General features: G+C 61.2%; 21 protein-coding genes. 11 read left to right on the top strand and 10 right to left on the bottom strand.

Translation table 11 applies throughout. The annotated features are described in order from the left end of the window. Positions 1-3: 3 nt before the first annotated feature. Complete coding sequence (locus ASD32_RS28180; protein WP_060641333.1) at positions 4-1,500, bottom strand: leucyl aminopeptidase; 1,497 nt, start codon at positions 1,498-1,500, stop codon at positions 4-6. A gap of 322 nt (positions 1,501-1,822) precedes the next feature. Here ASD32_RS28180 and lptF point away from each other — a divergent pair, with 322 nt between their 5' ends. The 6 genes from lptF (at position 1,823) to rsmA (ending at position 9,466) form a co-directional block, all read left to right on the top strand. Beyond that, on the top strand, positions 1,823-2,998 hold the full coding sequence (gene lptF / locus ASD32_RS28185; protein WP_060641334.1) for an LPS export ABC transporter permease LptF: 1,176 nt from the start codon (positions 1,823-1,825) through the stop codon (positions 2,996-2,998). Further along, entirely contained in the window at positions 2,995-4,080 is a 1,086-nt protein-coding gene (gene lptG / locus ASD32_RS28190) for an LPS export ABC transporter permease LptG (protein ID WP_060641335.1), read from the top strand. The genes lptF and lptG overlap by 4 nt, the downstream gene beginning before the upstream one ends. Further along, entirely contained in the window at positions 4,080-6,422 is a 2,343-nt protein-coding gene (locus tag ASD32_RS28195) for an LPS-assembly protein LptD (RefSeq protein WP_060641336.1), read from the top strand. The genes lptG and ASD32_RS28195 overlap by 1 nt, the downstream gene beginning before the upstream one ends. A 233-nt stretch (positions 6,423-6,655) precedes the next feature. Further along, positions 6,656-7,600: a hypothetical protein gene (locus ASD32_RS28205; protein WP_060641338.1), complete on the top strand. Its 945-nt coding sequence runs from the start codon at positions 6,656-6,658 to the stop codon at positions 7,598-7,600. Between the two features lie 10 nt (positions 7,601-7,610). Further along, the gene (pdxA, locus tag ASD32_RS28210) at positions 7,611-8,639 is read left to right on the top strand and encodes a 4-hydroxythreonine-4-phosphate dehydrogenase PdxA (RefSeq protein ID WP_060641339.1); all 1,029 of its coding nucleotides are present in this window, start codon (positions 7,611-7,613) and stop codon (positions 8,637-8,639) included. Then, complete coding sequence (gene rsmA / locus ASD32_RS28215; protein ID WP_060641340.1) at positions 8,639-9,466, top strand: 16S rRNA (adenine(1518)-N(6)/adenine(1519)-N(6))-dimethyltransferase RsmA; 828 nt, start codon at positions 8,639-8,641, stop codon at positions 9,464-9,466. Before pdxA ends, rsmA begins: the two co-directional genes overlap by 1 nt. A 360-nt stretch (positions 9,467-9,826) precedes the next feature. Here the strand turns inward: rsmA and gmk are convergent, their stop codons facing one another. The 7 genes from gmk to fabD all read right to left on the bottom strand — a co-directional run bounded on the left by gmk (position 9,827) and on the right by fabD (position 16,929). Further along, the gene (gene gmk / locus ASD32_RS28220) at positions 9,827-10,492 is read right to left on the bottom strand and encodes a guanylate kinase (protein WP_060641341.1); all 666 of its coding nucleotides are present in this window, start codon (positions 10,490-10,492) and stop codon (positions 9,827-9,829) included. Positions 10,493-10,494: 2 nt separating this feature from the next. After that, positions 10,495-11,382: a YicC/YloC family endoribonuclease gene (locus ASD32_RS28225; protein WP_060641342.1), complete on the bottom strand. Its 888-nt coding sequence runs from the start codon at positions 11,380-11,382 to the stop codon at positions 10,495-10,497. Between the two features lie 157 nt (positions 11,383-11,539). Beyond that, positions 11,540-12,718, bottom strand: a complete 1,179-nt coding sequence (gene mltG, locus ASD32_RS28230; protein WP_060641343.1) for an endolytic transglycosylase MltG — start codon at positions 12,716-12,718, stop codon at positions 11,540-11,542. Between the two features lie 304 nt (positions 12,719-13,022). Beyond that, positions 13,023-14,285, bottom strand: a complete 1,263-nt coding sequence (fabF, locus tag ASD32_RS28235; RefSeq protein WP_060641445.1) for a beta-ketoacyl-ACP synthase II — start codon at positions 14,283-14,285, stop codon at positions 13,023-13,025. A 222-nt stretch (positions 14,286-14,507) separates the two neighbouring features. After that, positions 14,508-14,744 (bottom strand): acyl carrier protein, encoded by a 237-nt coding sequence (locus tag ASD32_RS28240; protein ID WP_018327362.1) that lies wholly within the window; start codon positions 14,742-14,744, stop codon positions 14,508-14,510. 325 nt (positions 14,745-15,069) lie between these two features. Further along, positions 15,070-15,807 carry a 3-oxoacyl-[acyl-carrier-protein] reductase gene (gene fabG, locus ASD32_RS28245; protein WP_060641344.1) on the bottom strand — a complete coding sequence of 246 codons (738 nt, stop codon included), beginning with the start codon at positions 15,805-15,807 and terminating at the stop codon, positions 15,070-15,072. Positions 15,808-15,984: 177 nt separating this feature from the next. Continuing rightward, positions 15,985-16,929: an ACP S-malonyltransferase gene (gene fabD, locus ASD32_RS28250; RefSeq protein WP_060641345.1), complete on the bottom strand. Its 945-nt coding sequence runs from the start codon at positions 16,927-16,929 to the stop codon at positions 15,985-15,987. A 230-nt stretch (positions 16,930-17,159) separates the two neighbouring features. On the opposite strand from fabD, the gene ASD32_RS28255 reads away from it, so the two are divergent. Next, positions 17,160-18,203: an aldo/keto reductase gene (locus ASD32_RS28255; protein ID WP_060641446.1), complete on the top strand. Its 1,044-nt coding sequence runs from the start codon at positions 17,160-17,162 to the stop codon at positions 18,201-18,203. 111 nt (positions 18,204-18,314) lie between these two features. Here the strand turns inward: ASD32_RS28255 and ASD32_RS28260 are convergent, their stop codons facing one another. Continuing rightward, a complete protein-coding gene (locus ASD32_RS28260; RefSeq protein WP_082546974.1) occupies positions 18,315-19,310 on the bottom strand; it encodes a diguanylate cyclase in 996 nt (331 codons plus the stop codon). 679 nt (positions 19,311-19,989) lie between these two features. Here ASD32_RS28260 and rpsF point away from each other — a divergent pair. The 4 genes from rpsF to rplI all read left to right on the top strand — a co-directional run bounded on the left by rpsF (position 19,990) and on the right by rplI (position 22,531). After that, positions 19,990-20,439, top strand: a complete 450-nt coding sequence (gene rpsF, locus ASD32_RS28265) for a 30S ribosomal protein S6 (RefSeq protein ID WP_060641346.1) — start codon at positions 19,990-19,992, stop codon at positions 20,437-20,439. A 12-nt stretch (positions 20,440-20,451) separates the two neighbouring features. After that, positions 20,452-20,700 (top strand): 30S ribosomal protein S18, encoded by a 249-nt coding sequence (gene rpsR / locus ASD32_RS28270; protein WP_037107250.1) that lies wholly within the window; start codon positions 20,452-20,454, stop codon positions 20,698-20,700. A 252-nt stretch (positions 20,701-20,952) separates the two neighbouring features. Further along, complete coding sequence (locus ASD32_RS28275) at positions 20,953-21,930, top strand: DUF2232 domain-containing protein (protein WP_060641347.1); 978 nt, start codon at positions 20,953-20,955, stop codon at positions 21,928-21,930. Between the two features lie 25 nt (positions 21,931-21,955). Continuing rightward, positions 21,956-22,531: a 50S ribosomal protein L9 gene (rplI, locus tag ASD32_RS28280; RefSeq protein WP_060641348.1), complete on the top strand. Its 576-nt coding sequence runs from the start codon at positions 21,956-21,958 to the stop codon at positions 22,529-22,531. Between the two features lie 125 nt (positions 22,532-22,656). Here the strand turns inward: rplI and ASD32_RS28285 are convergent, their stop codons facing one another. Continuing rightward, on the bottom strand, positions 22,657-23,712 hold the full coding sequence (locus ASD32_RS28285) for an HlyD family secretion protein (protein WP_060641349.1): 1,056 nt from the start codon (positions 23,710-23,712) through the stop codon (positions 22,657-22,659). Positions 23,713-23,715: the final 3 nt, after the last annotated feature.

Genomic DNA, 23,715 nt, shown 5'->3' on the forward strand with positions numbered 1-23,715 from the left:
GGGTCAGCCCTCGTAATTGGCGCGAACCAGCTCATCGAGCAGGCGCACGCCGAAGCCGGAGGCCCAGGACTGGTTGATCTCGTCAGTCGGCGAGCCCATCGCGGTACCGGCAATATCCAGATGCGCCCAGGGCGTGTCCTTGACGAAGCGCTTGAGGAACTGGGCTGCGGTGATCGAACCGGCATAGCGGCCGCCGGTGTTCTTCATGTCGGCAAATTTGCTGTCGATCATCTTGTCATATTCCTTGCCGAGCGGCAGGCGCCAGAGTCTTTCCTGCGTCGTCATCCCCGCCGCCGTCAGCTGGCCGGCCAGCGTGTCGTCATTGGTGAACAGGCCCGCATGATGGCTGCCGAGCGCCACCATGACGGCGCCGGTCAAGGTTGCAAGGTTGATCATGAACTGCGGCTTGAAGCGGTCGTTGCAATACCAGAGCGCGTCGCACAGCACGAGCCGGCCCTCCGCATCGGTATTGATGATCTCGATCGTCTGGCCTGACATCGAGGTGACGATATCGCCGGGACGCTGGGCATTGCCGTCGGGCATGTTTTCCACAAGGCCGATGATCCCCACCACATTGGCCTTGGCCTTGCGGGCTGCCAGAACGTGCATCAGGCCGGTCACGGCGGCGGCACCGCCCATGTCGCCCTTCATCTCCTCCATGCCGGCGCCCGGCTTGATTGAGATGCCGCCGCTGTCGAACACCACACCCTTGCCGACGAAGGCCACGGGCCGGTCCTTCGGCTTGCCGCCCTTCCATTGCATGATCGCCAGCCGCGGCGGCCGCACAGACCCCTGCGCCACGCCGAGCAGAGCGCCCATGCCGAGCTTCTTCATTTCCCGCTCGGTGAGGATTTCGACCTCGATGCCGAGCTTTTCCAGTTCCTTCGCCTTAGCCGCGAATTCGACGGGGCCGAGAATATTGGCCGGTTCGTTGACGAGGTCACGGGCGATGAAGACGCCTTCGGCGATCGCCTGCGAATGGGTGGCCGCCTTCTTGGCGGCGATCGCCGCGCCAGTGACGATCGTCACCTTCACCGGCTTGGGCGGGGTTTTCTGGTCGTCATCGTCCTTCTTGGTGGTCTTGTAGCTGTCGAAGCTATAGGCATTCATCTCCATGCCGAGGGCGAAATCGGCAGCTGCCTTGCCGGACACGTCCAGGCCGGGTGCATCGAGGAAAATCGCGACCTTGTCGGCGCCGCGAACCTTGGATGCCGCAGCCCCGCCGGCCTTCAGCCAGTCATGCGCCGTCAAATCAGCGGCATCGCCGATGCCGAGTACGAGAATGCGATCGACGGGTGCGCCCTGCGGCGCGACGATATCGAGAGCGCGCAGGGATTTTGCCTTGAACTTGGCGATTCGCGCGGCCTTGGCAATGATCGCCTCCGGATCGGCCTCCGCAGCGCCGGCCGCCTCTTTTCCGTCAAGAGTCTTGAGCAAGATGGCGAGGCCACCCGACAGGCGTGCTGATTTGCTGAACCCGATTTCAAATTTCAATGACATGAAGAACTCCAGAATTGCCTTGTGCCGGCCCCAGTCTGTTACCTGCCGGTTACAGTGGCAAACATTCGCCATCTCCCGCAACCCCGGAAACAGCTTCATGCACCGTTGTTGGTTTCGATGACCTTGGCAAGGCGCCACCTTATGTTTAGATGCTGTTAACTATCATTCTTTGCCGAGCCTTAGCCCTGCCCTTTTACAATTTGGTTATCGTGGAAAATTTGCATACCGGTTCATTCAGCGCGATAGGGACATCCGGCACGGCGATGTCCGCACTGGCGATAGCGAACCGGACGAACGGCAGGAAGATGGTCCAGGACCCCGTATGAAACTGATCGAGCGCTATATCCTGAAGCGGGCAACGGGCATGTTCTTTGCCACGCTTTTGCCGCTGATGGCGATTGTCTGGACGACGCAGGCTCTGACCAGCGTCAATCTGGTCACCGATAGCGGCCAGTCGACGCTTGCGTTCATGCGCCTTGCAACGCTCATTCTGCCCTCGATCATTCCCCTCATCCTTCCCTTCGCGCTGGTGATCGGCGTGGCGCAGACGCTGACGGCGATGAATGCCGATTCGGAGCTGACCGTGCTGAATGCCGCCGGCAGCTCGCGCATGACCATCATCCGGCCGGTGATCTATCTCGGCCTTGCGCTCAGTGCCCTGTCCTTCACCGTCGATAATTTCGTCGAGCCCTATTCCCGTATGGCCGTGCGCAAGATGATCGCCACCGCGCATGCGGACCTTCTGTCCTCGGTCGTTCAGGAAAACACCTTCCGCAAGATCGGCGACGGCCTTTATGTCCAGGTCGCCTCGCGGCGCAATGGCGGCGTCCTGCATGGGATTTTCGTCGCCGATTCGCGCGATCCCGCCTATGAGCTGGTCTATTATGCCCGCGAGGGTGCGGTCGATGACAGCGGCTCGGCGCTGGTGATGAAGGATGGCGAGGTGCATCGCAAATTGCCCAATGGCAACGTCTCGATCATCAAATTCGACAGCTATGCTTTCGACCTCACCGACATGACCAGAATGGCCGGCCAGGCGACGATCAGAGCCAAGGACCGTGACCTGCCCTTCCTGATCAATCCCGATCCGAAGGACCCGGTTTACGAGAAAAATCCGCAGGCGTTCAGCGCCGAGCTGCATCGGCGGCTAACGGAATGGACCTATCCCCTGATCTTTGCCCTGATCGCGCTGGTCTTCAGCAGCGATGCCCGCTCGCACCGGGAAGCCCGCGTGCATCCGATGATCACGGCCCTTCTGACCTGCCTGTTCATCCGCTGGACAACCTTCTATGCGGCCAATAGCGCGGAGGAATCGCGGTTTTTCATTCCGGTCATGTATCTGATCCCGCTCGGGACCGGCTATCTGGCAATACGCCAGCTGATGGGCAACAGGCGGCTTGAAATTCCGCTCACGCTGGAGCAGAAGGTCAAGGAGATTCTGGTTCGCCTGCGCCTGACCAAGGCCAACCCGGCATCTGAGGGAAACCAGGTGCCATGATCTTCACGACGCTCGGGCGTTATTTTTTCAAGCGATACGCGATCACCACATTCTGGTTCCTCGCCGGCATCTTCGCCTTGATCTTCATCATCGATTTCAGCGAACTCTCTAACCGGATGTCGCAGCTGCCGCGCTATTCAGTTGCCGGCGCGCTGTTGATGACGACGTTCCGCATTCCAATGATTCTACAGCAGACGGTGCCGTTCGTGGCTCTGTTTGCCGGCATGGCGTCACTGATTTCGCTCAATCGCCGCTATGAACTGGTGGTGACGCGGGCAGCCGGAATTTCCGCCTGGCAGTTTCTGCAGCCATTCGTGATCGGCGCTTTCCTGTTTGGCATCGGAACCGTGATTGCGCTCAATCCGATTGCCTCCTGGGGCACCAAGCGGGCCGAAGCGCTTGAGGCCGAATGGGGCAGCTCGTCCTCGGCCACATCGGCGATCTCCATTCCGTGGCTGCGCCAGATCTATGGAAATGACGACACGATCATCGGCGCACGCTCCGTTCAGGACGAAGGCAAGACACTGGTCAATGTGACGGTGATCCATTTCGATCCGCTTGGCACGATCGTTTTAAGACAGGACGCCCAGTCGGCAAAACTGGAAGATGGTTACTGGCTTCTTAACACCGTCACGGAAACCCGCAACGGCGAGCTGCCACGCCGCCTCGCTACGGTACAGTTGCCGACTCACCTGAAGCCGGAATTCGTTCAGGAAACGTTGACGAAGGCTGATTCTATTCAATTTTTCGACTTGAGGCGCAAGATCGAAGTGGCGAAGTCGTTTGGCTTTCCAACCAATGCGATGGAAACCCAATTCCACTCCATGCTGGCGCTCCCGCTGCTTCTGGTCGCCATGACGCTGATCGCTGCAAGCGTCTCGTTAAAATTTAGCCGGTTTAACCAATCGAGACCGGTAATTCTCGGTGGAATCCTGTCGGGCTTCGTGCTTTATGTCGTCACCGTGCTTGTCAAAGCATTCGGGAGCAGCGGCATAGTGCCTCCGTTCGTTGCAGCCTGGTTGCCAGTTGTTGTAGCGATGGCGCTGGGCTCGACGATTCTATTGCATGAGGAGGATGGCTAGTGGCGGCAGGCAACCGCAAACATATCAGGCTGCTGGCGGCCATTCTGCTTTCCGGTGTCGCGCTGCAGGCGCTGACGCCGATCGCACCCGCATGGGCACAAGAGACCAATATCGATTCGTTCAATCCGACGATGCCCGAAGACGCCAAGATGCTTCTGTCGGCAAACGAGCTCGTCTATAACAGGGATGCCGAGCGCGTCATCGTGCGCGGGGCAGTCCAGATCAATTATGGCGGCTACCAGATGGTCGCCCAGCAGGTCGAGTACAGCCAGAAAACCGGGCGCATCATTGCAACCGGCGAAATCGAGCTGATCGAGCCCGGCGGCAACCGCGTCTATGCCGACCAGATGGACGTGACCGATGATTTCGGCAACGGCTTCATCGAGCAGCTGCGCGTCGAAACCACGGATCTGACGAAGCTTGCCGCCGTGACCGGCGAACGGCGCAATGGCGAGGAAATGATCCTCAACAATGCCGTCTACACCGCCTGCACCCCTTGCGCGACCAATCCCGACCACAAGTCGCTCTGGCACGTCAAGGCACAGCGCATCGTCCAGAACGGCAAGACCCATACGATCCGCATGGAGAACGCCAAGTTCGAGCTGTTCGGCCAACCGATCCTGTACCTGCCGGTGCTGGAGGTTCCCGACCAGACGGTGAAGCGCAAGAGCGGCTTCCTGTTTCCAAAATTTGGCTATACCCAGAAGCTCGGCGCTGGCGTCAGCGTTCCCTATTACTGGGCGATCTCGCCGTATATGGACGCGACCGTGACGGCGACCGGGCTGACCCGCCAGGGCTTCCTGCTGCAGGGCGAATTCCGCCAGCGTTTTGCCAATGGCGAACATATTCTCAGCATGGCCGGTATCAGCCAGCTGAACCGCAGCAGCTTCACCGGTGGCACCGTCGATGCCCAGGAAACCAATCGCGGCATGATCGGCTCGCAGGGCCGGTTTGAGATCAATCCGCGCTGGACCTTCGGCTGGGACGTTCTTGTCCAGAGCGACAACAATTTCGCCAGGACCTACGAGCTTTCGACCTTCGACGGCACGACGCTGACCAACCAGGCGTACCTCACGGGTCTCGGCAAGCGTAATTTCTTCGACGCCCGCGCCTTCTATTTCGACATCCAGGATGCCGATCCCAACAGCATCGCCGAAAACAAGCAGGCCGTCGCCCAGGTTCTGGATTATTCCTACACCCACCCCGAACCGGTCTTCGGCGGCGAGCTGACCGCAGACATCAACCTGACCAACATCAATCGCAACCGAGAAGATTCCTACTCCGTTGGTGCTATCGGCGACGAGGTCTACCGTTTTCGCGGTCTCGAAGGCACCTATCACCGCCTGTCGGCCGATCTGGAATGGAAGCGCAACTTCATCGTTCCCGGCGGCCTGTCGCTGACGCCGATTCTTGCGGCGCGCGGCGATCTCATCGGTTCCTCGATGGCCAATCCGGGTCCCGATTATACCGGCAACTTCGACAGCGATGACGCGGCAACGCGCCGGATGCTGACGGCCGGTATTGATGTGCGCTATCCGATCCTTTTGACGACCGACTATAGCAGCCACATCATCGAGCCGATCGCCCAGATCTTTGCCCGTCCCGATGAGGAATATGCCGGCGGCCTGCCGAACGAGGATGCGCAGAGCTTCGTGTTCGACGCGACATCGCTGTTCGACCGTGACAAGTTCTCGGGCTTTGACCGTATCGAAGGCGGAACGCGCGCCAATCTTGGCGTTCGCTACACCGGCGCGCTTGGCAATGGCTACGCGCTGCGCGCGATTGCCGGCCAGTCGTTCCATCTTGGCGGCTTGAATTCGTTTGCGACCGACGATCTGGTCAAGGCGGGTTCTGATTCCGGCCTTGAAACCAACCGGTCCGACTATGTCGCCATGGTCGGTATCGATGCTCCGTCCGGCATTACCGCCAGCTTCAGCAGCCGTTTCGACGAGCGCAATCTCGACATGCGCCGCGCCGATGCGTCGCTCGGCTACCAGGGCATCCTGTGGCAGACGGCCGTGACCTATACCAGCATCCAGGCGCAGCCGCTCTATGGCTCGACCAGGGACCAGGACGAATTGCAGACGGCGGCAGCTTACAAATTTGCCGATTACTGGTCCGTATTCGGCTCCGTCACCTATGATCTGAACAGCAATGTCATCACCCGCAATGGCATCGGCATCACCTATGACGACCGCGATACGATCTTCTCGCTGGTCTACAAGGAAGAGCGCGACAGCGATCAATCCATCGCCAATGACTGGTCGATCGGCGCACGCATCAGCTTCCGGACGCTTGGCGATATCGATGTGGGCGACACGAAGTTCGACGGCCTGAACTAGGACGCGCCGCGGCTGTGGCGCGCCGTTTCCTCTGCGCCAAGTATGGCGCAGAGCCCAACAAAGGGGCGATTGACGGCCTGATTGCACTTTTTGCGGCAACCGGTGGGGTCTTGTCATTGTTCGGCCGCATGTATTATGCATCCTTGCACGCACATGCGCGCGATGACGGCGCTTGGCAAGAAGACCACGACCCCGGACACGCGATGTCCGGCGGCCACTGAAAAGGACAAAGAATGGGCGGGAAGCTTTCGATCACGCGCACGGTTTCGGCAATGATCCTTGCCTGCGGCCTCGCACTCTCCTCCGCGCCGGTCACCTATGCCGCGAGCATCAAGGTCGTTGCCGTCGTCAACGGCACGCCGCTCACGTCCGGCGACGTTGCCAAGCGCGCAGCCTTCATGCGCCTGCAGCACCAGAGTGGTGGCCCGGACGCGGCCCGCCAGCAGATGATCGATGAACTCCTCAGGCGCGAGGAAATCCTGCGTTTGAACGCCTCCGTCAGTAGCACCGACGTCGAAGCCGCCGTCGGGCGCTTTGCGGCCGGCAACAAGCTCTCGGTCCAGCAGCTGTCGCAGATCCTCGATCAGGCCGGCGTCGGCATCGATCACTTCCGCAATTATGTCGCTGTGTCCATGAGCTGGCCACGGGCGGTCAACGCCCGCTTCGGCGGCGGTGGCGGTGGACGCCTGTCCAATGAGGAACTCGTCCGGCGCATGCAGGAAAATGGCGGCCAGAAGCCGGTAACCACCGAATATTTCCTGCAGCAGGTGATCTTCGTCGTCCCCGCCTCCAAGCGCAATGCCATCATCGGCAAGCGCCAGGCCGAAGCCAATGCGTCGCGTGCGAAATATCCGGGCTGTGAGCAGGCCAAGGCCTTCGCCGCCACGATGCGCGACGTCTCGATCCGCAGCCTCGGCCGCATGATGGTGCAGGAAATTCCGGCCGACTGGAAGCCGCTCGTCGAAAAGGCCGGCGAGAACGGCACGACCGGCACGCGCGTCACCGAACGCGGCGTCGAATATCTCGCCATCTGCAAGAAGCGCGAAGTTTCCGACGATGCGGCGGCCGAAATCGTGTTCCGCGCCGAAGATATCGGCAAGAAGGGCGATGGCGAAGACGCCAACAGCAAGAAATATGTCGAGGAACTGCGCAAGCGCGCCCAGATCGTCCAGAAGTAACACAAGCAGCATGAGCCCGACGCGCGACAGGCCGCTCGCCCTGACCATGGGCGATCCCGCCGGGATTGGCCTCGACATCACCATCGACGCCTGGATCAATCGCCAGGCCTGGCAGACGCCGCCGTTCATTCTGATCGGCGACCCGTCGGCTCTCGCAGAACGCGCCCGCGCGCTTGGCCACGAGATCGCGGTTCGCGAGACCGATTGCGCTGCGGCTTGCGCCGTCTTCGACAGCGCGCTTCCGGTTTTGCCGGTGGCCTGCGCCAGCCCGGTCCATGCGGGCCTTCCGGATTCCGCCAATGCGGGCGCTATCACCGGCGCCATCGAAACCGCCGTGCGGCTCACCATGGACGGTGCAGCCTCCGCCATCGTCACCAATCCGATCGCCAAATCCGTGCTCTACGATGCGGGCTTTCAATTTCCCGGCCATACCGAATTTCTCGCCGATCTCGGGGCGCGCCTGACCGGTAAGCCGCTCTTGCCGGTGATGATGCTGGCCGGACCGAAGCTGAAGGCCGTCCCGGTGACGATCCATATTCCGCTGAAGGATGTGCCCGACCAGTTGACCGGTGATCTCATCTACCGGACCTGCGCGATTACTGTGCGGGACCTGAAGGAGCGCTTCGGCCTTGCCTCTCCGCGTGTCGCCGTTGCCGGCCTCAATCCGCATGCTGGGGAAAACGGCGCGCTCGGTCTTGAAGACGATGCCGTCATCCGTCCCGCCATCGAGCGGCTGAGAGCGGAAGGTGTCGATATAACCGGCCCCCTGCCCGCCGATACCATGTTTCACGACCGCGCCCGCGCCACCTATGACGTGGCGATCTGCATGTATCACGATCAGGCGCTGATCCCGGCCAAGGCGCTGGGTTTCGACGACAGCGTCAACGTGACGCTCGGCCTGCCCTTCATCCGCACCTCGCCGGATCATGGCACCGCGTTCAGCCTGGCCGGCAAGGGCATTGCCCGCGCCGACAGCGTGCTGGCAGCCCTGCGTCTGGCGCAGGAGCTTTCCGGCAACGCTATGCGGGGGCAGACCTGATGGCGGCGATCGACGGCCTGCCGCCGCTGCGCGACGTGATTGCCCGCCACGGCCTCGACGCGAAGAAAGCGCTTGGCCAGAACTTCCTGCTCGATCTCAACCTCACCCAGAAGATCGCCCGCACGGCCGGGCCGCTGGAGGGTGTGACGGTGATCGAGGTCGGCCCGGGTCCGGGCGGCCTCACCCGCGCCATCCTGTCGCTCGGCGCCAAGAAGGTGATTGCCATCGAGCGCGACGCCCGCTGCCTGCCCGCCCTTGCCGAGATCGCCGATTTCTACCCCGGCCGCCTCGACGTCATCGAAGGCGATGCGCTGAAGACGCCGTCCGAAGAGCTTGCCGGCGACGGCCCGGTCAAGATCATTGCCAACCTGCCCTATAATGTCGGCACCCAGCTTCTGGTCAATTGGCTTTTACCGGCGGCATGGCCGCCGTTCTACCAGTCGATGACGCTGATGTTCCAGCGCGAAGTCGGTTTGCGGATCGTTGCCAAGGCCGATGACGATCACTACGGCCGCCTCGGCGTGCTGTGCGGCTGGCGCACCCATGCACGCATGGCCTTCGACGTGCCCCCCCAGGCCTTCTCACCACCTCCGAAGGTCACCTCCTCGGTGGTGCATCTCGAACCGATCGAAAACCCGATCCCATGCGCTGCCGCAGACCTCGAAAAAGTGACGATGGCCGCGTTCGGCCAACGCCGCAAGATGCTGCGCCAAAGCGTCAAATCCATCGGCGGCGAAGCGCTGCTCGCCAAGGCCGAGATCGACCCAAAACGCCGGGCGGAAACGCTGTCGGTGGAAGAGTTCTGCAGATTGGCGAATTGTTTATAAACGGCGGTCTCCCCCCTTCTCTTCAGCGGGGAAGTGCCGAGCGCATGCGAGGCGATGAGGGGGTCTTTCCGCGAATTCTGAGAGCGCCGCCCCCTCATCCGGCCCTGCGGGCCACCTTCTCCCCGCTGGGGAGAAGAGGGAGTGCGCGGCAACTCCCGTCGGACGATTACTGAGGTCAGCGCCGCAAGCAGATTGGCGAATTTCCTTCAGCGGCAACCCCGGTCTCCCCCTTCTCCCCAGCGGGGAGAAGTGCCGAGCCTAGGCGAGGCGATGAGGGGGGCTTGCCGCGAATTCTGAGCGTGCCGCCCCCACCAACGTGCAGTAACGGCCTTTCCTCAGACAATACACAGCCTAAAAATATCAAAGTTTCGGCGTTTCCGTCAGCAAGCCATTCACAAACTCGAACAGCCCCGGACGCCGGTCGCGGCGGAGCCGTTCGGCTTCGACGATGGCCTGGACGGAGGCGAAGGCGCTGTCGAGGTCCTCGTTGACGACGATATAGTCATATTCCAGCCAGTGCTCGATCTCGGAGCGGGAATTGGCCAGCCGGGTGGCGATGACCTCTTCGGTGTCTTCGGCGCGGCGGTGCAGGCGTGATTGCAGCTCCGCCATGGTCGGCGGCAGGATGAAGATCGAGACGACGTCGCCGCCCATCTTTTCCTGCAGCTGCTGGGCGCCCTGCCAGTCGATATCGAACAGCATGTCCTGTCCCTCCGACATGGCGGCCTCGACGGCATCGCGCGGCGTGCCGTAGAAATTGCCGTGCACCTCGGCCCATTCGAGAAGCGCGTCGGTCTGGCGAAGCCCCTCGAATTCGCGGATCGACTTGAAGAAATAATGCCGCCCGTCGATCTCGCTTGGACGCCGCTTGCGCGTCGTCACGCTGACCGAGATGCTCATATGCGGATCGGACTCGAGCAGATTGCGCGCAATGGTCGATTTGCCGGCCCCCGAAGGCGAGGAGATCACCAGCATGAGACCGCGGCGCTGAATGGCTTTGGTTGAAGTTTGGCTCACGGGGCTCATGGTCACTCCAGATTTTGGACCTGTTCACGGAACTGGTCGATGACGACCTTCAGTTCGATACCCGCGGCGGTGACCGCAGCTGCATTCGACTTGGAACAGATGGTATTTGATTCGCGGTTAAATTCCTGGGACAGGAAATCGAGTTTGCGGCCGACGGGTCCGCCTTTTTTCAAAAGGTCGCGGGCAGCCGCCACATGGGTCCGCAGCCGGTCGATCTCCTCGCGGATATCGGCCTTGGCGGCCAGCAGCGCCACCTCGGCATAGAGGCGGTCCGGATCGACCTTGGTGCCGCCGTCCATCACCAATGCGATCTGGCTGGCAAGGCGTGCGGTGATGACGGGCACGCTGCGCGACGGGTCAGCCTCGATGCCGCTGGTCAGCGTCTCGATCCTGTCGATCTGTTCCAGAAGCACCCTGTAGAGCGCCACACCCTCGCCCTCGCGCATTGCTGTCATGTCGGCAATTGCCAGCCGCAGCCCGGCAAGAATATCGCTGTCGCGCGCGGCGCGCTCGCCCTCCTGTTCCTCCGGCTCGCGAAAATCGACGATGCCGCGGATAGACAAAAGCGTGTCGAGGCGCAGTGGCGCCGCATCGATGACATCACGAAGCTGTTCGCGCAAAGACAGGACGGCCGAAAGTGCGCCCTGGTTGATGACCGGCTCGACGCTGGTTTCGCTGGCCGAAACCGTAAGGTTGACCTGCATGTTGCCGCGCGAAAAATTGTCGCCTGCACATTTGCGCACATCCGTTTCCAGATGCTCGGTGCCGGCCGGCAGCCGCAGCCGCAGATCCAGCCCCTTGCCGTTGACCGAGCGCAGTTCCCACGCCCAGCGATAGCGCCCGCAGGTCCCCTCGCGGCGGGCAAATCCCGTCATGGATTGCAGCGGCATCGTCTCGTCCTCCCGCCCCGCCAGCATCCGCGCGTTAACCGGCGAAGAAGGCTTGGGAACATTGAATTGATCATGAATGTGTACGGCTCCGGTACGGTCAACCGCAAGGGTCAAGCGTACCGGAGCCGTGTCATCCACAAGCCTGATAAAGGCCAGGTTACTCCTGAGCCGGTGCCGTCTCCGCCGCCTTTGCGGCAGCGGCCTTTTCGGCCTCGATCTTGCGCCAGCGGCGGACATTGTTGTTGTGCTCGTCGAGCGTGGCTGCAAACACATGACCGCCCGTGCCGTCGGCGACGAAATAGAGATCCGAGGTGCGCGAGGGATTGGAAACGGCCTCGAGCGCTGCCCGGCCCGGATTGGCGATCGGCGTCGGCGGCAGGCCCCGGATCATGTAGGTATTATAGGGCGTGTCCTTCTCCAGGTCCGATTTCAGGATCGGCCGGTCGGCCGGTTTTCCATCGCCACCGAAGATGCCGTAGATGATCGTCGGATCGGACTGCAGCCGCATGCCCTTTTCCAGGCGGTTGATAAAGACCGAGGCGACCCGCGAGCGTTCGTCGGCAATGCCGGTTTCCTTCTCGACGATCGAGGCGAGCGTGACGAATTCGTCGCGGCTGGCGATCGGCAGGTCGGGATCGCGTTTTTCCCAGATCTGATCCACCAGCTGCTTTTGCGCCGCCGCCATCTGCGCGACGATTTCAGCCCGCTTCGTGCCGCGCGAAAACTTGTAGGTATCGGGACGCAATGTGCCCTCGGCCGGCACCTGCGCCGGCAAGTCGCCCTCCAGCACCGGATCGCTGCCCAGCCGCGAAAACATCTGCTTGACGGTCAGGCCTTCCGGCAGCGACACCGAATAGAGGATGGACTTGCCCGATTTCAGGAGCTGCATGATCTCCTGCATCGAGGAACCGGCCTTGATCTCGTATTCACCAGCCTTCAGCGTATCATTGTCTTCCAGATAGGCTTCCGACATGAACCGGAAGACGCGGCCGTCGGAGACGATATTGTTGCGCTCGAGGCTGCTGGCGATCTCCTGGATGCCGGCGCCGTTGCGCACGATGAAATTGGTGTTGGCGGTCAGCGGGCCCTGGTCCTCATAGGCGGACATCGCATAATACACCGTGCCCGCTGCGGCGATCGTCAGGCAGACGATCACGGTCATCAGGAAATTCAGAAAGATAACGACCTGGCTTTTGGCCTTGCGCGAGCGCCGGGGCGGCTGCGGGACTTTTTCCGGACGAAGAGCTTCGCTCGCCGATTTCGGGATGATCGGGCCATTATTGCCCGCCTCGTTGCGGCCGAAAGGCGCTGCGTTGTTTTCGTTTGCGTCGTTCACTGGAGTCCTGTTTCTGGAATTCGCGTCATGCACGTCTCCATCCCCGATGCGAACTCCAGAAGAGAAACAGGAATGAGAATCACCTTGTCACGATTGTAGCGAAGCTAAGCCATAGGCCTTGTGTCAGCATGGCCAAAAAGCCACGGGGCTGACGAAACCGGCTCAGTCGCAATCCTCCGTATGCCATGTTTGAACTGAGCAATGCGGCAAAAGCACGATAACGGGAGAATTATCGTGCAAACAGACGATGCCGGGCAGCGGGTACGCATCAAAACGGGCCGCCATCCGGCCACCCGTCGGCAGTTTAATCAGCGTAACGGCGCAGAACCAGCGAGGCATTGGTGCCGCCAAAGCCGAACGAGTTCGACACGGCGACATTGATCTCGCGCTTGCGCGCCACATGCGGGACCAGGTCGATCTTGGTTTCGACCGAGGGATTGTCGAGGTTGAGTGTCGGCGGCGCGACATTGTCGCGGATCGCCAGCGCGCAGAAGATCGCCTCGACGGCACCGGCAGCACCCAAGAGGTGGCCAATCGCCGATTTGGTGGAGGACATAGAGACCTTGGATGCGTGCTCGCCCATGACGCGCTCGACGGCGCCCAGTTCGATCGTGTCGGCCATGGTCGAGGTGCCGTGAGCGTTGACATAATCGACATCGGCAGCCGAAAGACCGGCGCGCTTCAAGGCCATCTGCATGCAGCGATAGGCACCGTCGCCATCTTCGGCCGGCGCAGTGATGTGAAAGGCGTCGCCCGACAGGCCATAGCCGACCACTTCGGCGTAGATCTTGGCGCCGCGCGCCTTGGCATGTTCGAGCTCTTCGAGCACGACGATGCCTGCGCCCTCGCCCATGACGAAGCCATCGCGGTCCTTGTCGTAGGGGCGCGAGGCCTTGGCCGGGTCGTCGTTATGCTGTGTGGACAGCGCCTTGCAGGCGGCAAAGCCAGCCAGCGCAATGCGCGAAATCGGCGATTCCGTGCCGCCGGCAACCATCACGTCGGCATCGCCCATGATAATGAACCGCGCCGCGTCGCCAATGGCGTGGGCGCCCGTGGAACAGGCGGTGACGACGGAATGATTGGGGCCGCGCAGCTTGTGGCGGATCGAGACCTGGCCGGAGGCAAGGTTGATCAGGCGGCCCGGAATGAAGAAGGGAGATACCCGGCGCGGGCCGCGGTCGCGCAGCGTGATGCCGCCTTCGACAATGCCTTCGAGACCACCGATGCCCGAGCCGATCATCACGCCGGTGGCGATCTGGTCTTCGTCGGTTTTCGGATGCCAGCCGGCGTCGTCAAGCGCCATGTCGGCTGCGGCCATTGCATAGATGATGAAACTGTCGACCTTGCGCTGTTCCTTCAGTTCCATCCAATTGTCGGGATTGAAGGTGCCATCGGTACCATCGCCGAACGGCAGGCGGCAGGCAATCTTTGCAGGAAGGTCATCGACTTCGAATTCGGTCACCCGGCGGGCGGCATTGCCGCCGGCGATGAGCCGCGACCAGGACACTTCGGTCCCGCAGCCCAAGGGAGATACCATGCCGGTACCGGTGATAACGACACGTCTCATGCCCGCGATCCATCCTGCCTGTTCGTTCCAGAACCGGACCGGACCCTTACGCAAAAAACCGGATCCGTACATCCTTTTCCGTGATGCTGTACTTGCGTGATCTCAGGTACGGAAGCTCTACAAGCTTTCCTCGATCATGCTTTTGGCTCCCGAACGGGAGCCCGTCCCGTTGGAGGGGACGAAAGGCGGGCCGCAAGGCGCCCCGCCGGACACGGCCTGTGATTAGGCCTGTGCCTTTTCGATGAACTTGACGGCGTCGCCGACCGTCAGGATCGAATCCGCTGCATCGTCGGGAATTTCGACGCCGAACTCTTCTTCGAATGCCATGACCAGTTCGACGGTGTCGAGCGAGTCAGCGCCCAGATCGTCGATAAAGCTTGCGCCTTCCGAAACCTTTTCGGCATCGACGCCAAGATGATCAATAACAATTTTCTTTACGCGTTCTGCTACGTCGCTCATGTCGGATTCCTCGACCTTTGTTTTTCTCAACGATGCCGTGCTGACACCGGTACCCTATTAACGCCTGACAGATCAAGACGATCCGTCCGGCAATTCGTTCAATCGAAAGCGGGCAATCCATGCCGGCCGAAGCCCGCATATACCACATATCCTTCGATCGACTGCGCACAGTCATGGCCCGCTTAACACGGTTTAAGTCTGCCGCAAAGTCCGAAAATCGCCGGGAATGGCTTGGTCAACATGCAATTCCCGGTATTTGACCCCCACGTTCGCGATTGACGCAAAAACGTGGCGGCACAGGCCTTTGACGGCCTGCACGACGCGATCAGATCATCGCCATGCCGCCGTTGACGTGGATCGTCTGTCCGGTGACGTATGCCGCCTCGTTGGAGGCCAGATAAGCGACGGCGGACGCGACTTCGCCGCCGGTTCCCATCCGCTTCATCGGGATGGCGCCCATGATGGCGTCCTTCTGCTTGTCGTTCAGCTTGCCGGTCATCGCGCTTTCGATAAAGCCCGGCGCCACGCAGTTGACCGTCACGTTGCGGGTGGCGATTTCCTGGGCGAGCGACTTGGAAAAGCCGATCATGCCGGCCTTGGCCGCACAGTAATTGGCCTGTCCCGGATTGCCGGTGACGCCGACGATCGAGGTGATGTTGATGATGCGGCCATGGCGGCGGCGCATCATCGGATGCGTCAGCTCGCGGGTCAGCCGGAAGACCGAGGTCAGGTTGACTTCCAGAACCGCGTCCCAGTCCTCGTCGCTCATGCGCACGAACAGGCCGTCCTTGGTGATCCCGGCATTGTTGACGAGGATATCGACGCCGCCGAGCTCGCTTTCGGCCTTTTCGCCGAGCGCCTTGACGGCAGCGCGGTCGGCAAGGTTTGCCGGGAACAGATGGACGCGCTCACCGAGCGAATTGGCCAGCTCCTCCAGCTTTTCGACGCGCGTGCCGTGCAGGCCGACAATCGCGCCCTGGGCATGCAGGATGCGGGCAATCTCTTCGCCAATGCCGCCGGATGCACCGGTAACGAGGGCCTTGCGGCCAGAAAGATCGAACATGGTTGTTTTTCCTCTTTTTACAGCGAATGGGGCGGTAGCGAATAGCGAATAGCGAATAGTAAGTAGCCAGTAGTTGTTAGTGAATAGGACGAGCATTTTGCGGCAGCGCTTTACTATTCGCTACTGACTAACTCCTACTTACTACTGACTAATTCCTACTCACTACTCACTCATTTCTCACCCCAGCAAAATCTGAATCGCCGCATCAATATCGGCGGGGGAATTGATGGCGATGCCGGTGACTGTCTTGTCGATGCGGCGGGCGAGGCCGGTCAGGACCTTGCCGGAGCCGATCTCGTAGAGCGTCGTCACGCCGTTGGCGGCAAACCATTCGACGGTTTCGCGCCAGCGGACCTGACCGGTGACCTGCTCGACCAGAAGTGTGGCGATCTCGCCGGCATCGGTGACGGGGGCTGCGCGCACATTGGCAATCAGCGGCACGGCCGGATCGTGCTTTGCAACAGTTGCCAGCGCTTCACGCATCGCATCGGCGGCCGGGGCCATCAGGCTGGAATGGAAGGGGGCGGAGACCGGAAGAAGAATGGCGCGCTTGGCGCCCTTCTCTGTTGCAAGCGCCGCGGCCTTTTCGACGGCTGCCTTTTCGCCTGAGATCACCAGCTGGCCACCGCCATTGTCATTGGCGATCTGGCAGGAGCCGAGCGCCTGGGCTTGAATGCACACGGCATCCACATCCGAATGCTCCAGCCCGATGATCGCCGCCATCGCGCCTTTACCAACGGGAACGGCCGCCTGCATGGCATTGCCGCGAATGCGCAGGAGCCGCGCGGTATCGGCGAGCGAAAACGTTCCGGCAGCGCACAGGGCCGAATATTCGCCGAGCGAATGGCCGGCGACATAGGAGACCTTGGATTTCAGGTCGAGCCCCTTGGATTCCAGAACCCGAAGGGCCGCGATCGACACCGCCATCAGCGCCGGCTGGGCGTTCGCCGTCAGCGTCAGCGTTTCTTCCGGGCCGTTCCACATGATATCGGAGAGCTTTTCGCCTAGCGCCTCGTCCACTTCGGCAAAGACGGCGGCCGCCTGCGGAAAGGCATCTGCCAGGTCCTTGCCCATGCCGAGCGCCTGGCTGCCCTGTCCTGGAAATGTGAATGCGATTGCCATGAGGTGTATCCCCGTCATACGCGCTTGTGCCGCGCCGTTTCATTCCAACCCATTGCCGGCAAACATAAGGCAGGCCGCAGGTTTTTCCTCTCCATTCACATTCCTGGGCCGCAAGTCAAGCTTTTGAGGCCTAAAGCGCCTGCCTGTGCACGGCAACCGCTTTTCTCTTGCGCTGCAGCAAACAGGCTCTACATTCGCCGCCGGACACGTTTTAAGGCATGTTGAGCATCATGAAATACAAGACACTCGGCCGTACCGGCATCAAGGTTTCAGAAATCTGCCTGGGCACCATGACCTGGGGCACGCAGAACAGCGAAGCGGAAGCGCATGAGCAGATGGATTATGCCGTCGGCGAAGGCGTCAATTTCTTCGACACCGCCGAACTCTATCCCGTTACACCCGCCGGTCCCGAAACGCGGGGGCTGACCGAGGATTATATCGGCACCTGGCTGAAGGCGTCCGGCAAGCGCAACGAGATCGTCGTCGCCACCAAGGTCGCCGGTCCCGGCCGCCCCTATATCCGCAATGGCACGCCGGCCGGTCCAAAGACCATGCGCGAGGCGCTGGAGATCAGCCTGAAGCGCCTGCAGACCGATCATGTCGATCTCTACCAGATGCACTGGCCCAACCGTGGCCATTACCATTTCCGCCAGTGCTGGACCTACGATCCCTCACGGCAGGACACGTCCGCCGTGATCGAGGACCTGCATGCGATCCTCGAAACGCTCGGCGCCTTCGTGAAGGAAGGCAAGGTCCGCGCCGTCGGCCTCTCCAACGATACCGCCTGGGGCACGATGAGGATGCTGGCGCTGGCCGAAAAACACGGCCTGCCGCGTATTGCCTCGCTGCAGAACGAATATAATTTCCTCTACCGCGCCTTCGACCTCGACCTTGCCGAAGTCAGCCATCATGAAAATGTCGGCCTGCTCGCCTATTCGCCGCTCGCTGCGGGCCTTGTCTCCGGCAAGTATCTGAACGGCGCCAAGCCGGACGGCTCGCGCCTGTCGATCAACGGCGATCTCGGCGGCCGCTACACCGAATATCAGGAACCGGCTGTCCAGGCCTATGCAGACCTTGCCCGCAGCCACGGTCTCGACCTCGCCCAGATGCAGCTCGCCTTCAGCCTCACCCGCCCCTTCATGACCTCCGTCATCATCGGCGCTACCAGCATGGACCAGCTGAAAACCAATCTGGCGTCCAAGGACGTGACGCTCCCGGCGGAAGTCTTGAAGGGTATTGCCAAGCTGCACAAGAAATATCCGGCGCCGATTTGAGCGGGTCGAACGGATAAGCGAGGCCCGATCTGAATGGTTAGAAAACCCGGATGGCCTCGCGCAATCTTGGCGGCCGCGATAAAATCATCAGGGGTATATAACAAACCTTCATCAGGCCACGCTTGCAACCCTGACGGGCTCTGCGGATAGGCCCAAGTTGTGTTTGCCCTTCGCCTTCACGGCATACAGAGCCCTGTCTGCTTCGGCAAAAATATCTTTGGCGGCCATGCCCGGCAGGATCATCGCGGCGCCGACGGAGGCGCTGACTTTGAGCTTGTCGGGATAAGAGCCGACCCACCATTCCAGCTTGCCCGCGACGCGCCGGGCAGCGGCGTCGAGGCTTTCCCGCGATTCGCAATCGAGGATGATGGCAAACTCGTCGCCGCCTAGGCGGGCAATTGCCGACGCATCGGGGGTTGCCTCGCAAATCCGCCGGCCGGCGTCCCTTAAACATTCGTCCCCGGCCTGGTGTCCCAACCGGTCGTTGACGGCCTTGAAACTATCGAGATCGATGAGCAGAAGCGCTTTTTGAACCGTCGCACTGGCGGTCACGGCCTCGTCGAACGCGGTGTCAAACTTTGTCCGCGATGCCAGTCCCGTCACGGGATCGGTCTCAGCCAGACGGCGAATCTGTTCAAAAAGGGTCTTTTCGGCCGTAATATCCTGTTTCATGCCGAATATCCGCACCGGCTGACCGTCATGACGCTCGACGATCGCGGTAATCCTTATCCATTTAAGGTTGCCCTTGGCGGTCACGATCTGGGCGTCGAGCGTGAACCCGTCGCCATCCCGGATCGCGGCACTGCGAACCTCGGTCAGTTTCCGGCGGGATTCCGGCATGTAGAGCGCAACGGTCGCCTCCCGTACCAGCGCCGATCGCGGCTCCAGCTCAAACAGTTCATAGACCGTATCGGTCCATGTCAGTGTTTCGTCCGGCAGGGTGCATTCCCAGATCCCGACGCGGGCCGCCTTGAACGATTTGTCAAACAGGTTCTGCAGCCGGTGAAACTGCTCGGAATTCTCACTTGCATGCAAAACCGGCCCGCCGCCATCCGCCTTCGCTGCTCCAAACTGGCTTTCGCAACTGGATTGCACACTGCTCGGCATAAGAAATTCCCACATCTCGATGTCATATCGACGCCCTAGCATGCAGCGAAAAAGTTTCATTTCGGTTGCAATGGAAGACGGTTCGAAAACTGGTAAAAACTTGGTTTGGAAAGTGAAGAGGCCGACGTTTTACCTCACCCTTGAAGGCGTAGGTCGCGGCGCAGTGGCGGGTGGGGGTGACCGACCGCGCACATCATGATCAATGGCATATGCGGCGGATCACCCCACCCCGGAGCTTTGCTCCGACCCTCCCCCTCAAGGGGAGGGTAACAGCGGACGCCAAAGCCCTCTCTCCCCCTTCGCGGGGGAGAAAGCAAAATCAAGATCTTAGCGCAGCTAAGCCTTAGATTTTGCAAGAGAGGGGGTCCCTGCGGCCAACTTCATAAATTCGCGCACTCCCGCCAGCGCCCCCCAAAACGGCCCCCACCCCTTGCTTCCCGCCCAAAAATGCGTATAAGCGCGCTGTTCGCAACACCCGGTCTTCTGGCTGGTGGCTGAACGGAGGGCCGGTTTCCTTAAGAGACCTGTCAGGACCTAAAGGGGTCCAGCCTCCCGTGTCTCCGCTCTCGACCGTCTCGAAACAACACTTTCTTGCCGGCTGCATGCAGCCACTGGAACAGTCGTTGAGGCTTAGCCGCTGGGGTCCGGGTGACGATTAACGCAAGAAAGGCAAAGCCTCATGGCTCTTTATGAACATGTATTCCTTGCCCGGCAGGATATTTCCGCACAGCAGGTCGACGCTCTCGTCGAACAGTACAAGGGTGTACTGGAAGCTAATGGCGGAAAAGTCGGGCGCGTCGAAAACTGGGGCCTCAAGTCCCTGACCTACCGCATCGCCAAGAACCGCAAGGCTCACTACGTTCTGATGGACATCGATGCTCCGGCACCGGCCGTTCATGAGATCGAGCGCCAGATGCGCATCAACGAAGACATCCTTCGTTACATGACCATCGCTGTTGAAAAGCATGAAGACGGCCCGTCCGCCATGATGCAGAAGCGCGACCGCGACGACCGTCCGCGCCGTGACGGCGACCGTCCTGACCGTGGTGGCTTCGGCGACCGTGGTCCGCGTCCGGACCGTGGTGATCGTGAAGACCGGCCGCGCCGTCCGCGCGAAGACCGGGCATAAGGAGAAAAGATTATGGCTGATACATTGTCCGCTCCGGCACGCCGCCCGTTCCATCGCCGCCGCAAGACCTGCCCCTTCTCCGGTGCAAACGCTCCGAAGATCGACTACAAGGACATCCGTCTCCTGCAGCGCTACATTTCCGAGCGCGGCAAGATCGTTCCGTCGCGTATCACGGCAGTTTCCCAGAAGAAGCAGCGCGAACTGGCCCAGGCCATCAAGCGCGCCCGCTTCCTCGGCCTCCTGCCTTACGTCATGTCCTAATGCATGTCCCCTTGGAGCCCCGCTCCAAGGAAAGGCATAGGCAATCTGGAATTCATGACTCTCCGTTGGGTTTCTGACTCGACGGAAACTGACTCGAGGTGAGGCGAACAGCCGGTGGCATCGCCTCACCTTCTCCCTTCCGCGTTGGGCGCGGATCGGAAACGCCGGCGCATCCAGCGCTAAAACCCATGTTGGGGCTCAGTTCCTGATTCAGGAAACGCCTCTAACTGCTTGATAGCAGGACAGCGAACCGTGAAGACATTGAACCAGACATCGCTGTTAACCGGCGCTTTTGCCGGCGTGACCGCCGCCTTGCTTTCGCTTGGCGCGAACACGCAGTCGTCGCTGGCGATCGTTCTCTATGCCGCATCTGCGCTGCCGATCCTGATTGCCGGGCTTGGCTGGGGCAATGCCGCAGCCATCACCGCCGTTATCGTTGCGGGCCTTACCGGCACCGTGCTCGTCTCTCCCTATTTTGCCCTTCTGATCGCCGTCATCACGCTGATCCCGGCCGCGTGGCTCAGCCATCTTGCCAATCTGGCGCGCCCCGCGTCCGAGCTTGGCGGCCCGGATGGCGCGCTGGCCTGGTATCCGCTCTCGGATATCCTTACCCATCTCGCTTTGCTGGTCACGCTCGGCATGCTGATCGTCGGCGTCATCATCGGTTATGACGGCGCGATGTCCGACCGGATGATCGACATCGTTATGGAAGCGCTGAAAGCGCAGGAACCCGGCTACAATCCGGATGCCGCCGCCATCGCCCAGATCAAGTCGATCTTCGCCATCGCCCTGCCGATGATCCAGGGTGCGGTCTGGGTGCTGATGCTGTTTGCGGCCTATTACATCGCCACCCGCATCGTCCAGACATCCGGCAAGAGCCTGCGTCCGCGCGAGGACATGCCCTCGACGCTGCGCATGCACCGCTTCTCGATCTTCGCCTTTCTCGGCGGCCTGCTGCTTGCCTTCATGGGCGGCCTTCTGGCGACCATCGGCGCGCTCGTCTGCGGCACGTTCGGCGCGGGCTTCCTGCTTGCCGGCTTTGCCGTCTTTCATTTTCGCACACGCGGCAAGTCCTGGCGGCTTCCGGTGCTGTGGCTTGGCTATCTGTCGGTGCTGATCTTCACGATCCCGGCATTCTTCTTTCTCCTGTCGGGTCTGATGGACACGCGGCGCGCCATCGCGCTGTCACCGGCGGGGAAAACCACTGAGACTGACACAAAAGACCTCTAAAACAGACAAACGAAAGGACACTATCATGCAAGTCATTCTTCTCGAACGCGTTGCCAAGCTCGGCCAGATGGGCGAAACCGTCAAGGTTCGCGACGGCTTCGCCCGTAACTACCTGCTCCCGCTCGGCAAGGCGCTGCGCGCCAACGAAGCCAACAAGAAGCGTTTCGAAGCCGAGCGTTCGACGCTTGAAGCCCGTAACCTCGAGCGCAAGTCCGAAGCACAGGCCGTTGCCGAAACGCTGGGCGGCAAGTCCTTCATCGTCGTGCGTTCGGCCGGCGAAACCGGTCAGCTCTACGGTTCGGTTGCTGCCCGCGACATCGTCGACGTTCTGGCCGCCGAAGGCTTCAACATCGGCCGCAACCAGGTCGATCTCAACAACCCGATCAAGACCATCGGCCTGCACGACGTTGTCCTGCACCTTCATTCCGAAGTCGAAATCAAGGTTCAGATGAACGTTGCCCGTTCGGCTGAAGAAGCAGAACGCCAGCAGAAGGGCGAAAGCCTGACATCGGCCGACGCCATCTACGGCGTTGACGAAGACGCCCTGAAGCCGGAAGACTTCTTCAACCCGGAAGCCGAATTCGACGGCGAAGACGAGTAATCGTCACAGCAGCGGGCACCCCAGTGGTGCCCGGCCTGACAAGGCATAACGAAAGGCCCGCGATCGATTTTTCGCGGGCCTTTTGCATTTCAAGAGATGCGGGAACAGAGCTTCCTACGGACGCCCTAATTGACGGCCTGCGGTTCGGCGGCCTTGTCGATGTGCACCTCCACAGACATGCCGGGAACCAGGGCGTCTGCCAGCGGCTGGGCGGGATCGATCGAGACGCGGACGCCGACCCGCTGGGCGACCTTGGTGAAATTGCCGGTGGCATTGTCGGCGCGGATGACGCTGAACTCGGAACCGGCGGCTGGCGAGAACCGCTCGACATGCCCCTTCAACCGCGCCTTGTTCAGCGCATCGACATTGAAGACGACCGGCTGACCGATCTTCATGCCGTCCAGCTGGGTTTCCTTGAAATTGGCGATGATCCAGACATCCTTGGGAACGATCGCCATCAGCTGCGTGCCCGCCGTCACATATTGGCCAAGCCGCGCGCCGACCTCGCCGAGCCGGCCGTCCTGCGGCGCCGTGATCGTGGTGTTGTCGAGATCGATCTGCGCCAGCTGAACGGCGGCTTCGGCGCTGCGGACCGCAGCCTCCAGCCCGGCCCGCGAGCCGATCGTGGTGGCAAGGTTCTGGCGGGAGACCTCGATGGCCGCCGTCGCCTGATCGACGCCTGCCCGTCCCTGCTCCAGCGTTGCCCGGGCGGTATCGAGATCGACCGATGTGGCAATACCTTTTTCAGAGAGGGGCTTGATGCGGTCCCAGGCCTGCTGCGCCCGTGTCAGCGTGGCGACGGCGCTGTCGCGCTGGGCTTCGCTGGCTGCAATGCTCGCTTTTGCCGAGAGCTCCTGCTGATAGGAATTGGACAGCGACGCCTTTTGCGTATCCAGTGTGCCCTTGGCCTGCGCCAGTTTCTGGGCATAGATCCGGTCGTCTATCTTCAGGAGAACCTGGCCTGCCCTCACCGCCTCGTAATCCTGGACCGGCACTGCCGCGACATAGCCCGACAGCTGCGGGCTGACGACCGTCACATAGCCGCGCACATAGGCATTGTCGGTCATCTCGACCGTGGTGGCGAAGGGCGGCAGGCGCCAGGCGTAGAGGACCAGGAGCACGCCGGCGAGGCCTGCCAGCAGCGTCAAAAGGGTCGTGGGGGAACGGAATGTCTTCAGCATGGA

It is taken from the genome of Rhizobium sp. Root483D2 (genome assembly GCF_001426685.1).
Classification (GTDB): Bacteria; Pseudomonadota; Alphaproteobacteria; order Rhizobiales; family Rhizobiaceae; genus Pararhizobium; species Pararhizobium qamdonense.